A 10,780-nucleotide genomic window follows, 5' to 3' on the forward strand; every position below is an offset into this window, starting at 1 on the left:
AGGTTTGAGCCAGGTTTGACCCGGCGAACACGCGTCAGTACCCTCAAACAGTCGCCCGAAAGTCGGCGATACGGCTGCGACCCAGGTTGAAGCGCCTGGGGACCGCGCCGGCCAGTAGCGAGACCGCCTCCGACCGACCCACGAACCACAGTCGTGAATCGTGAACGGCCGGACGGGTGGGAAAGCTTGAGCTAGACACAACGAGGAGAACGCCGTGGCCAAGGGCAAGCGGACTTTCCAGCCGAATAACCGGCGCCGGGCCCGCGTGCACGGCTTCCGGCTGCGAATGCGGACCCGAGCGGGGCGTTCCATCGTGTCCAACCGGCGCCGCAAGGGCCGCCGCGCGCTGTCTGCCTGATCGCAACGTCAGGTCTTTTGGCGGTGCTACCCGCACGTAACCGTATGAGGCGGTCGACGGAGTTCGACGCGACCGTGAGGTACGGGGCGCGCACGGGCCGGGCGGATGTCGTCGTGCACGTTCGCCGGGGGAACGACGGCGGGGGCGATGGCCCGAGGGTCGGCCTGATCATTGGCAAGGCAGTGGGGTCGGCGGTCGAACGGCACCGGGTCGCGCGCCGGCTGCGACACGTCGTCCGAACCATGCTCGGCGACCTCGACCCATCCGACCGGGTGGTGATCCGGGCGTTGCCGGGCAGCCGGCAGGCATCGTCGGCCGGGCTGGAGCAACAGCTGCGAAGCGCCCTGCACCGGGGTTGCGAGTTGGCGGGTGCCGGCCGGTGAGCGGGTGGGCGCGAGGGCGCGCCGCCGCCGGGGGCGCGGGCAGGACCGCCGCGCGGGGGCTGATCTTTCTCATCCAGCTGTACCGGCACATGGTGTCGCCGCTGCGACCGGCGACGTGTCGCTTCATTCCGACGTGCAGCCAGTACGCGGTCGATGCGCTCACCGAGTACGGGCTGATCCGGGGTGGCTGGCTGGCGGCGGCAAGGCTGGCCAAGTGCGGACCATGGCATCGGGGAGGATGGGACCCAATACCGGAGCGCCACGAATGCCGGGCGGACTTCGACCACGCGAGCGACGCCTGGGACTCCCCAGCGACGCGAGGGGAGAGTGAAACTTTTGTTTGATTTCTTCAGCCTCGACATCATCTACTACCCGGTGTCGTGGATCATGTGGGTCTGGTACAAGTTGTTCGCGGCCGTGCTGGGCCCGTCGAACTTCTTCGCCTGGGCGCTGTCGGTGATGTTCTTGGTCTTCACCCTGCGCGCGCTGCTCTACCACCCGTTCGTGCGGCAGATCCGCACCACCCGACAGATGCAGGAGCTGCAACCACAGATCAAGGCGCTGCAGAAGAAGTACGCCAAGGATCGTCAGCGCATGGCGCTCGAGATGCAGAAGCTGCAGCGCGAGCACGGCTTCAACCCGATCCTGGGCTGCCTGCCGATGCTGGCCCAGATCCCCGTGTTCCTCGGGCTGTATCACGTGTTGCGGTCGTTCAACCGAACCACCGGGGGCTTCGGCCAGCCGCACCTATCGGTCACCCAGAACCGGATGACCGGCAACTACGTCTTCACCCCGGCCGACGTCGGTCACTTCCTGGACGCGAACCTGTTCGGCGCCCCGATCGGCGCCTTCATGACCCAGCGCACGGGGTTGGACGCCTTCACCCACTTCAGCCGGCCCGCGGTGATCGCCGTCGGCGCGCCGATCATGATCCTCGCCGGCATCGCAACGTACTTCAACAGCCGCGCGTCCGTCGCGCGGCAGAGCCCCGAGGCGGCGGCGAACCCGCAGACCGCGATGATGAACAAGCTTGCGCTGTATGTGTTTCCGCTCGGCGTGGTCGTCGGTGGCCCTTTCCTTCCGCTCGCGATCATCCTGTACTGGTTCGCGAACAACATCTGGACCTTCGGCCAGCAGCACTACGTGTTCGGCAAGATCGAAAAAGAGGAAGAGGCCAAGAAGCAGGAAGCCATCAAGCGCCGGGCGGCGAACGCGCCGGCACCGGGGGCCAAACCCAAGCGCAATCCGAGAGCGACCGCGGCGAGCGGCGATGGCTCGGAGGTGGGCGACGGCGCGGAACCGGGATCGGCGAAGGCGGGCTCCGGTGGCTCGGAAGTCCGGGAGACCAGGGCGGCCGGATCGGACAAGCCGAAGCCGGCCGGACCCAACGGCAACCGCACCCCGAGGCCCGGGGCGCGACCGAAAAAACGCAAACGCTGACCAGGGTGCGCAATGCTGTGGGGCCGCATCGCAGAGGTGTGAGCCCAACAGATCGGGACCCGTGGATTGAGGGAGAGAAGGGCATGACGGACGCACACACCACCGAATCCGACGTCGACGTCGAGCCGCCGGTCGAGGACGCGCCGGAGGGCGAAGCCGCGGCGGATGGCGTCGCGGGCGAGGGCGACGACCTGGAGGAGCGATTGGTCGCCGAAGGGGAGATCGCCGGCGACTACCTCGAGGAGTTGCTGGACCTGTTGGACTTCGACGGCGACATCGACCTGGACGTCGAGGGCAACCGCGCGGTGGTGAGCATCGACGGCAGCGACGACCTGAACAAGCTGGTGGGCCGCGGCGGCGAGGTGCTCGACGCCCTGCAGGAGCTCACCCGGCTCGCGGTGCACCAGAAGACCGGCGTGCGCAGCCGGCTCATGCTCGACATCGCAAGCTGGCGACGCCGGCGGCGGGAGGAGCTCGCCGCGCTGGGCGACAAGGTCGCCCGCCGGGTGCTGGACAGCGGGGAGCGCGAGGAGCTCGCGCCGATGACGCCGTTCGAGCGCAAGATCGTCCACGACGCCGTGGCGGCCGTTCCCGGGGTGCACAGCGAGAGCGAGGGCGTGGAGCCGTCGCGCCGCGTCGTCGTGCTGCTCGACTAGGAGTTACAACTGTGTAGTTCGTGTCGGCGTCGCTAGCGGCGTCGAGAAGATCAGGGGATGTTTCACGTGAAACATGTCGGCCGTTTGGAGCGGATGCCGGGCTCCGCCGCGCCGACCGCCGCGTCCGAACCGGGTCCTCCGCCCGAGGCGGCATCCGCGATCTTCGGGACACGCATATATATCGCGCAGCGGTATGCCGAACTGCTGGCGTCTGACGGAGTCGAGCGCGGGCTGCTCGGGCCGCGGGAGGTGGGCCGGGTGTGGGAGCGCCACCTGCTCAACAGCGCGGTGGTTGGCGAGCTGCTGGATGCGGGCGACCGGGTGGTGGACATCGGCAGCGGCGCGGGGCTCCCAGGGATACCGTTGGCGATCGCGCGGCCCGACCTCCAGGTCGTCCTTCTCGAGCCGCTGCTGCGGCGGAGCCAGTTTCTGAACGAGGTGGTCGCCGAACTAGGGTTGGCCGTCGAGGTGGTGCGCGGCCGGGCCGAGGAACCATGGGTGCGGGAACGGTACGGCGGAAGGGACGGGGCGGTGTCGCGGGCGGTTGCAGCGTTGGACAAGTTGACGAAGTGGAGCATGCCCTTGCTACGGCCGGGCGGCCGGATGGTGGCCATCAAGGGGGAGCGCGCCGCGGACGAACTCCAGGCGCACCGGCGTGTGATGGCGGCTTCGGGCGCCGTTGATGCCAGGGTGGTCACATGTGGCGCGAACTATTTGCGTCCGCCCGCGACCGTGGTGTTGGCGCGGCGCGGAGAGCGGTCGCGGCACGGGTCGCAGCGGATGGGGAACAGGGGGCACCGATGAGTTCTCCGCGTGACTGGCCCGCCGCCCCGCCGCCACCCGTCGCCCCGCCACCCGCGGCGGCACCGGCGGCGGATGCCGTGCCGCATGTTTCACGTGAAACACCCGCCGAATACGACACCCCGATCGGTGCTGCCGCGGAGCGCGCCATGCGGGTTCTCCACACGACCTATCCGCCGTTGCGCCGGCCCGACCACCGCCGGGTGTTCACGGTCGCGAACCAAAAGGGCGGCGTCGGCAAGACCACCACGGCGGTCAACCTCGCCGCGGCGCTCGCCGTGCAGGGACTCAAGACGCTCGTCATCGACCTCGACCCGCAGGGCAACGCGAGCACGGCGCTGGGCATCACCGACCGGCAGTCCGGCACGCCCTCCTCGTACGAGGTGCTCCTCGGCGAGGTCTCGCTACAGGACGCGCTGCGCCGCAGCCCGCACAGCGACCGCCTGTTCTGCGTCCCGTCGACGATCGATCTGGCGGGCGCCGAGATCGAATTGGTGAGCATGGTTGCCCGCGAGAACCGGCTGCGCACCGCCCTGGCCGCGCTGGACCAGTTCGACTTCGACTACGTCTTCATCGACTGCCCGCCGTCGCTCGGCCTGCTGACCATCAATGCGCTCGTCGCGGCGCCCGAGGTGATGATCCCGATCCAGTGCGAGTACTACGCGCTGGAGGGCGTGTCACAGCTGATGCGCAACATCGAGATGGTGAAGGCCCACCTGAATCCCCGCCTCGACGTGACCACGGTCATCCTCACGATGTACGACGGGCGGACCAAGCTGGCCGACCAGGTGGCCGACGAGGTGCGCCGGTACTTCGGCAGCAAGGTGTTGCGCACGGTGATCCCGCGCAGCGTCAAGGTCTCGGAGGCGCCCGGCTACAGCATGACGATCATCGACTACGACCCCGGTTCGCGCGGGGCGATGAGCTACCTCGACGCGAGTCGCGAACTCGCGCTACGCGACTGACGACCGGAAGGGACGACCATGACGCAGCCGTTACGCAAGAGGGGCGGCCTCGGCCGGGGCCTGGCTTCGCTGATTCCCACGGGCCCCGCCGAGGGCGACTCCGGGCCCGCGACCCTCGGCCCGCGGATGGGGGACGCGGCGGCGGACGTGCTGATCGGGGGCCCGGCACCGGACGCCGCCTCGGTGGGCGCGGTGTACCGGGAGATCCCTCTGGCCGACATCGAACGCAACCCCCGCCAGCCACGCCAGGTGTTCGACGAGGAGGCGCTGTCCGAGCTGGTGCACTCCATCCGCGAGTTCGGCCTGTTGCAGCCCATCGTGGTGCGGGCGGTGTCCGGGACGCAGAGCGGTGCGCGTTACCAGATCGTGATGGGGGAGCGGCGCTGGCGCGCCGCCCAGGAGGCGGGCCTGGCCACCATCCCGGCGATCGTGCGCGAGACCGCGGACGACACCCTGCTGCGCGACGCCCTGCTGGAGAACATCCACCGGGTACAGCTGAACCCGCTCGAAGAGGCGGCGGCCTACCAACAGCTGCTCGACGAGTTCGGTGTCACCCACGACGAACTGGCGGCCCGCATCGGCCGGTCGCGGCCGCTGATCACCAACATGATCCGGCTGCTCAAACTGCCGATCGCGGTCCAGCGCCGGGTGGCGGCGGGCGTGCTGTCGGCCGGCCATGCCCGGGCGCTGCTGTCGCTGGAGGCCGGCCCCGAGGCGCAGGAGGAACTGGCCGGCCGGATCGTCGCGGAGGGCCTGTCCGTGCGCGCCACCGAGGAAGCGGTCACCCTGGCCAATCGCGGCGAGGTGTCCAAGCCCCCGGCCCCGCGGCGCAAGCCGATCCAGATGCCGGGCCTGCAGGACGTTGCTGACCGGCTGTCGAACACCTTCGACACGCGGGTGACGGTCAGCCTCGGCAAACGCAAGGGGCGGATCGTGGTGGAGTTCGCCTCGGTGGAGGACCTGCAGCGGATCATCGACGTGATGACCCCGCCCAGCCCGTGACCGGCCACACGGTGTAATTACGTCACTGTGACACCGGGCGGGATTCGGGGCCCATCGGCCCGCCTCCAGCGCCGCGTTGTGGCGGAGAACCGCTGGGCGCCAACCGATTTCGGATTCCGGCGGATCGAGCGTTGCCGGGCGGGAGGCGGACCGGCAGCCCCGCGCCCGCGGCTGCGCCGATACTGGCCGCCCGACGGCAAACTCTCCTATCCTGGAGGGGTTGCTGGTGCATGTCAGGAGGCTAGTGTCTGCTCGAATCATGCCGCTGCGGCTCGAAGCCTTCGAGCATCTTCCGAAGCATGCGCGCCGCTGCGTCTTCTGGGAGGTCGACCCCGCCACCCTCGGTAACCAGGACCACCTCGCCGATCCCGAATTCGAAAAGGAAGCCTGGTTGTCGATGGTGATGCTGGAGTGGGGCTCGTGCGGTCAGGTCGCGACGGCCGTTCCCGACGAGCACAGCCACGCCGAGCCGGCGTGCCTGGGCTACGTCCTCTACGCGCCCCCGCGGGCGGTTCCGCGGGCGCACCGCTTTCCCACCGCACCGGTGTCCGCGGACGCCGTGCTGCTGACGTCGATGGGCATCGAGCCCGGCCCGCACGCCGACGACCTGCCACACAGCCTCCTGGCCCGCGTCATCGACGAGCTGGTTCGGCGCGGGGTGCGGGCGCTGGAGGCCTTCGGCCGCACGCCGGCGGCCTCGGAGTTACAGGATCCCGGGGCGGCGGATCCCGACGTGCGGCCGGTGCTGGAGGCCCTCGGCGACTGCACCGTCGACCACTGCGTCATCGACGCGGAGTTCCTGAAGGACGTGGGGTTCGTTGTGGTGGCACCGCATACGTACTTCCCGCGGCTGCGACTCGAGCTGGACAAGGGCCTGGGCTGGAAGGCCGAGGTCGAGGCGGCGCTGGAGCGCCTGCTCACCAGCGCCGAGTTGCAGCAGCCGGTGGGGGCCGGTTCCACGGCCCAGAACGCTTAGGAGCCGCCGAGCCGGGTGGCCCGCTCCACCGCCAACTCGTGGGCCAGCAACTCGGCGAAAGTGAATGTACCGGTGGGCCGGTCATTCTTGCCCAGCAGGTAAAGCCGTTTGACCGCGGCGAGAATGCCCTCGGCGATGGCATCGCGGGTCTGGGTCGACACCAGCATGTCACGGTCGCGCGGGTTGGTGATGTAGCCGACGTCGACCTGAACGGTGGGCATGCGGGTCAGCCGCAGCAGGTCCCAGGTCCGGCCGTGCGTGCGGCAATCCCGTAAACCGGTGCGGGCCACCACTTCTCGCTGAATGAAGTCGGCGAGGTTGCGGCCGATGGTGGAGACCGAGCCATGCGAGTTGCCGAAATGGAAGGAGGCGACGCCGTTGGCCGACGGGCTGCGCTGCGCCTCGCAGCGCAGGCTGATCATCAGGTCGGCGCCCACGTTGTTGGCGGTCGCGGCGCGTTCGGCGTCCGACGGGCTGCGATTGGTCGGCCGCGACAGGAACGTCTCCATGCCGATGGCGGTCATCCGCCCCTCGAGCCGACTTGCCAAGTCCCACAACACATCTGCTTCGCTGATGGGCCCGTTCGGGCCGTGGCAGATCATCCCGTGGTCCGCGCCGCCGCGGCCGGGATCGATGATGATCCGCTTGCCGGACAGCTTCGGCCCGGATCGGCGCACCAGCTCTTCCTCGCGAATCGCGTGCGGCGAGCCGCCGGTGACGCGTGAACTCAGGAAGTACAAGGAGCGCAGCGTTTCCGGGCCGCAGATACCGTCGGCGGCCAGCCCGTACTCCCGCTGGTACGACATCAACGCGTTGTGGGTTTGCAACCCGAAGTGACCGTCGACCAGTCCGGTGTAGAAGCCGAGGTCCTGCAGCCGCGCCTGCAGCGTCGCGACGTCGTCGCCGTACAGCGGCGCACCGAATTGGTGATACAGCGTGCGCGCGCCGAGCCGGTAGGACGCCTCTTTCAGCGCCCGGTAGGTGGCCTCGCCGACGACGCCGTCGACCAGCAGGCCCCGGTGCTGCTGAAAAGCGCGTACCGCCTGGTCAAGCTCGGCATCGAACAGGTCGAGGGCCACGTGCCGGCCGGTGGTCAGGTCTTCCTCGGAATTGTCCAGCAGGTTCAGCGCGGCCAGCGCGGCCCGGATCTCGGTCACAGCTGCGCTGCGATCACCACAGCGCAGCGCGTCGCCGTTTTCGCGGCGCGGACTCGACATACCAAGGGCCCTCCGGGACTCCGCTGACAGGCTCGACATCTGGGTTGGAACTAACCGATATTGTCGCAGATCCTGCTCGATTTCCGGAAAACCGCAGGCTGAGCGGCGGCGTTGCGCCGCGGCCCGGATGGGGGTTCAGGCGAGGTTGGGAACCGCGTCGGAAAGCTCACGCAGCAAGGCGGCCTTGCCCTTAGCGCCGACGATGCGTTTCACCGGCTGACCGTCCTTGAACAGGATCATCGTGGGGATCGAGACCACCTGGAAGTCGCGCGCCGTTTCCGGGTTGGCGTCGACGTCGAGCTTGGCGACGGTGAGTTGCTCGGCTCGCTCGCTGGCGATCTCCTCGAGGACGGGTGCGACCATCTTGCACGGCCCGCACCAGGTCGCCCAAAAGTCAACCAGCACAGGCTTATTGCTGGACAACACTTCCGTGGAGAAGGACGCGTCGGAGACTTCTATTGTGGCCCCGGCATTTTCGGCGTCGGTCATCGTGGTGCTCCCATCACATCGGTACCGTCAGCTGCTGCGGCTCCGGGGCCGCGTCGGACTCTTCGTGCTCAGCCAGCCACCGTTCGGCGTCGATGGCCGCGGCGCAACCGCTCCCGGCCGCGGTGACCGCCTGCCGATAGGTGCGGTCCACCAGGTCCCCGGCGGCGAACACACCGTCCAGCGAGGTGCTGGTCGTGCGGCCCTTCACGAGTACGTATCCGTCGGGGTCGACGTCGACGGCGTCGCGCACCAGTTCCGAGCGCGGCTCATGGCCGATCGCGACGAAAACACCGGTCACCGGCAGCGCGGTTTCCGCGCCGGTCACGGTGTCGCGCAACCGCAATCCGGTCACCGTCGTCTCGCCGTCCACCGCGACCACGGTGTGGTTGGTGACGAACTTGATCTTGTCGTTGTTGCGGGCGCGGTTCAGCATGATCTTCGACGCCCGGAACTCGTCGCGGCGGTGCACGAGCGTCACGCTGGTGGCGAACCGGGTCAGAAACAGCGCTTCCTCCATCGCGGAGTCACCGCCGCCGATGACGGCGATGTGCTGGTCGCGGAAGAAGAACCCGTCGCAGGTGGCACAGGAGCTCACGCCGCGGCCCAGCAGCTCCTGCTCGCCGGGCACGTTGAGATAACGCGCCGCGGCGCCCATCGCCAGGATGACGGCCCGGGCGCGGTGGGTTTCGCCGTCGGCGGTGACGACGGACTTGACCGGCCCTTCCAGCGACACCGACTCGACGTCTTCCATCCGCAGGTCCGCGCCGAAGCGCAGCGCCTGCTCGCGCATCTCGTCCATCAATTCGGGGCCGGTGATGCCCTCGCGGAAGCCGGGGTAGTTCTCCACCTCGGTGGTGGTCATCAACGCGCCGCCGAACGAGGTGCCCTCGAAGACCAGCGGGGCCAGCTGCGCGCGGGCGGCATACAGCGCCGCGGTGTACCCGGCGGGACCGGAACCGATGACGATTACGTCGTGGACTGTGTCGTGAGCGGACGGGGCGACGGTCATGCGGGCCTTTCGGGTACTCGAGCGTCTTCAAGTGTGTACGAACGTCAGCGTAGGCGTGGGTGTTCCCGCGCGCGGCGCGCAACACGTGGCATCACACTAGGGGCGGGGGACTTGCGTGTTGGCCAGCAGCCCGGTGTCGGCGGCGCTGCAATTCAGGGCCACCGCGAAGACCGCCAGGTCGTTGGGCGTATCGCCGGGCAGCACCAGCAGCACGCCGGGGCGGGCGTTGATGTCAACCGGCCGTGCGCCCAGCACCCGCGTGGAAGCCGGATAGCCGAGGCCGCTGAGGCAGGACGCGCGCCGGGACGGGTCGGTGAGCGGGCCGTAGTCGGGGCTGCGGTCGAGCAGACCGAGGATCTCGTCCCGCGACAGCGGCACCGCCATGGGCGGCGTCGACACCGTGATGTGCTCGGCGGTGACGGAGGTGCTCGGCACCGGGGTGGGCGCGTCGATCAGCGCCGCCGTGCCGATGCCGATCGCGGCGAGCGCCGCGCACCCGCCGGCCACCCCCGCCACCACCCTGCCGGGGCGCACCGGCGGCCGGGCGGAATGCGCCGCGGGGGCGGGCCCGCTACCCTCGGCCGCCGTCAGCGCCGCTGTGATACGGGCGATCGCGTCGGCGGGAGCGTCGGGGGCCGCCGTCGGATCCGCACCGGCGGCGGCGACGTCGCGGCGCACCCGGTTCAGCGCGCCAAGGGTCGCCTGGGCCTGTGGGTCGGCGCGGACCTGTTCGCGCACCCGGGCGGCGGCGGTGTCGTCCAGCAGACCGGCCTGCAGGTCGGCGAGGCGCTCGACCGTCAGGGGCGGATCGTTCTCGGCGTCAGACATCCGCCCCAGTGTCCGTCATGGGTGCACCGATGGCCAGATGTGGCCTGCGCGAAGGCCTGTCGGCGGTCAGGCCCGGCCCGCGCGCCCGTCGGGAGCGGCGGTGTCGAGGTAGCCGAGCAGCTCGGCGAGGCGAACCCGGGCGCGGGCGCAGCGGCTCTTGACGGTGCCCTCGGGGATGCCGAGCAGACGCGCGGTGTCGGCGACCGAGTAGCCCTGCATGTCGACCGCGACGACCGCGGCCCGCTGCTCGACCGGAAGCCGGGCCAGGGCCCGCTGCACTACGATCGCCGTCTCGACCTGAGCGCTGCGGTCGGCCACCGGGTACACATCCTCGAGCGGCACGGTGCGCTGCCCTTTGCCGCGCCGCAGCCGGTCCAGGCAGGCGTTGACGACGATGCGGTGCAGCCAGCTGCCGACCGCGGCGTCGTGGCGAAACGAGCCCGCGCCGCGGTGGGCCGAGAGCATGGCGTCCTGCAGCGCGTCCTCGGCGTCCTCCGGGGTGCGGGTGGTCAGCCGGGCGAGGCGGTGCAGCTGCCGCTGGTGGCGGTGGAACAGCTCGGAGAAGGCGTAGCGGTCGCCGGCGACGTGGGCGGCCAGCAGCTCGGCGTCGCTGCGTTCCCGCCGGACCCGTCCCCCCACACCCACGGCCGGACAGT

At 69.8% G+C, this 10,780-nt stretch carries 14 protein-coding genes; 9 read left to right on the plus strand and 5 right to left on the minus strand.

The annotated features are described in order from the left end of the window. The first annotated feature begins 214 nt into the window (after positions 1–214). The 9 genes from rpmH to OQ968_RS06370 all read left to right on the plus strand — a co-directional run bounded on the left by rpmH (position 215) and on the right by OQ968_RS06370 (position 6,581). Complete coding sequence (rpmH, locus tag OQ968_RS06330) at positions 215–358, plus strand: 50S ribosomal protein L34 (protein ID WP_076060026.1); 144 nt, start codon at positions 215–217, stop codon at positions 356–358. A 23-nt stretch (positions 359–381) separates the two neighbouring features. After that, positions 382–741 (plus strand): ribonuclease P protein component, encoded by a 360-nt coding sequence (gene rnpA / locus OQ968_RS06335; RefSeq protein ID WP_324675791.1) that lies wholly within the window; start codon positions 382–384, stop codon positions 739–741. Further along, the gene (gene yidD, locus OQ968_RS06340) at positions 738–1,085 is read left to right on the plus strand and encodes a membrane protein insertion efficiency factor YidD (RefSeq protein ID WP_324675793.1); all 348 of its coding nucleotides are present in this window, start codon (positions 738–740) and stop codon (positions 1,083–1,085) included. Before rnpA ends, yidD begins: the two co-directional genes overlap by 4 nt. Continuing rightward, positions 1,069–2,181, plus strand: coding sequence for a membrane protein insertase YidC (gene yidC / locus OQ968_RS06345; protein ID WP_324675795.1), 1,113 nt, complete (start codon positions 1,069–1,071; stop codon positions 2,179–2,181). The genes yidD and yidC overlap by 17 nt, the downstream gene beginning before the upstream one ends. Positions 2,182–2,264: 83 nt before the next feature. After that, positions 2,265–2,837, plus strand: coding sequence for a protein jag (locus OQ968_RS06350; protein WP_324675797.1), 573 nt, complete (start codon positions 2,265–2,267; stop codon positions 2,835–2,837). Positions 2,838–2,930: 93 nt separating this feature from the next. Continuing rightward, on the plus strand, positions 2,931–3,641 hold the full coding sequence (gene rsmG, locus OQ968_RS06355) for a 16S rRNA (guanine(527)-N(7))-methyltransferase RsmG (protein ID WP_324675966.1): 711 nt from the start codon (positions 2,931–2,933) through the stop codon (positions 3,639–3,641). Further along, the gene (locus OQ968_RS06360) at positions 3,638–4,603 is read left to right on the plus strand and encodes a ParA family protein (protein WP_324675799.1); all 966 of its coding nucleotides are present in this window, start codon (positions 3,638–3,640) and stop codon (positions 4,601–4,603) included. The genes rsmG and OQ968_RS06360 overlap by 4 nt, the downstream gene beginning before the upstream one ends. An 18-nt stretch (positions 4,604–4,621) precedes the next feature. After that, a complete protein-coding gene (locus OQ968_RS06365; RefSeq protein WP_324675801.1) occupies positions 4,622–5,605 on the plus strand; it encodes a ParB/RepB/Spo0J family partition protein in 984 nt (327 codons plus the stop codon). A 244-nt stretch (positions 5,606–5,849) separates the two neighbouring features. Beyond that, complete coding sequence (locus OQ968_RS06370) at positions 5,850–6,581, plus strand: acetyltransferase (RefSeq protein WP_324675803.1); 732 nt, start codon at positions 5,850–5,852, stop codon at positions 6,579–6,581. On the opposite strand, the gene OQ968_RS06375 is transcribed toward OQ968_RS06370, so the two are convergent. The 5 genes from OQ968_RS06375 to sigM all read right to left on the minus strand — a co-directional run bounded on the left by OQ968_RS06375 (position 6,578) and on the right by sigM (position 10,769). Then, the gene (locus tag OQ968_RS06375) at positions 6,578–7,798 is read right to left on the minus strand and encodes an N-acetylmuramoyl-L-alanine amidase (protein ID WP_324675804.1); all 1,221 of its coding nucleotides are present in this window, start codon (positions 7,796–7,798) and stop codon (positions 6,578–6,580) included. The genes OQ968_RS06370 and OQ968_RS06375 overlap by 4 nt on opposite strands. Before the next feature lie 135 nt (positions 7,799–7,933). Continuing rightward, positions 7,934–8,287, minus strand: coding sequence for a thioredoxin (gene trxA / locus OQ968_RS06380; RefSeq protein WP_324675806.1), 354 nt, complete (start codon positions 8,285–8,287; stop codon positions 7,934–7,936). A 13-nt stretch (positions 8,288–8,300) separates the two neighbouring features. After that, positions 8,301–9,296: a thioredoxin-disulfide reductase gene (trxB, locus tag OQ968_RS06385; protein ID WP_324675808.1), complete on the minus strand. Its 996-nt coding sequence runs from the start codon at positions 9,294–9,296 to the stop codon at positions 8,301–8,303. Between the two features lie 96 nt (positions 9,297–9,392). Then, positions 9,393–10,124, minus strand: a complete 732-nt coding sequence (locus tag OQ968_RS06390) for a hypothetical protein (RefSeq protein WP_324675810.1) — start codon at positions 10,122–10,124, stop codon at positions 9,393–9,395. Between the two features lie 66 nt (positions 10,125–10,190). Further along, positions 10,191–10,769, minus strand: coding sequence for an RNA polymerase sigma factor SigM (sigM, locus tag OQ968_RS06395; RefSeq protein ID WP_324675812.1), 579 nt, complete (start codon positions 10,767–10,769; stop codon positions 10,191–10,193). Positions 10,770–10,780 lie beyond the last annotated feature (11 nt).

The sequence above is a fragment of the Mycobacterium sp. 663a-19 genome, assembly GCF_035616495.1.
GTDB lineage: Bacteria > Actinomycetota > Actinomycetes > Mycobacteriales > Mycobacteriaceae > Mycobacterium.

What these genes read in the sequence shown, in the direction of transcription:
- trxA (WP_324675806.1), bottom strand. Translation starts at nt 8,287, where the DNA reads ATGACCGACGCCGAAAATGCCGGGGCCACAATAGAAGTCTCCGACGCG.
- OQ968_RS06360 (WP_324675799.1), top strand. Translation starts at nt 3,638, where the DNA reads ATGAGTTCTCCGCGTGACTGGCCCGCCGCCCCGCCGCCACCCGTCGCC.
- trxB (WP_324675808.1), bottom strand. Translation starts at nt 9,296, where the DNA reads ATGACCGTCGCCCCGTCCGCTCACGACACAGTCCACGACGTAATCGTC.
- OQ968_RS06390 (WP_324675810.1), bottom strand. Translation starts at nt 10,124, where the DNA reads ATGTCTGACGCCGAGAACGATCCGCCCCTGACGGTCGAGCGCCTCGCC.
- OQ968_RS06375 (WP_324675804.1), bottom strand. Translation starts at nt 7,798, where the DNA reads ATGTCGAGTCCGCGCCGCGAAAACGGCGACGCGCTGCGCTGTGGTGAT.
- OQ968_RS06350 (WP_324675797.1), top strand. Translation starts at nt 2,265, where the DNA reads ATGACGGACGCACACACCACCGAATCCGACGTCGACGTCGAGCCGCCG.
- rsmG (WP_324675966.1), top strand. Translation starts at nt 2,931, where the DNA reads ATGCCGGGCTCCGCCGCGCCGACCGCCGCGTCCGAACCGGGTCCTCCG.
- OQ968_RS06365 (WP_324675801.1), top strand. Translation starts at nt 4,622, where the DNA reads ATGACGCAGCCGTTACGCAAGAGGGGCGGCCTCGGCCGGGGCCTGGCT.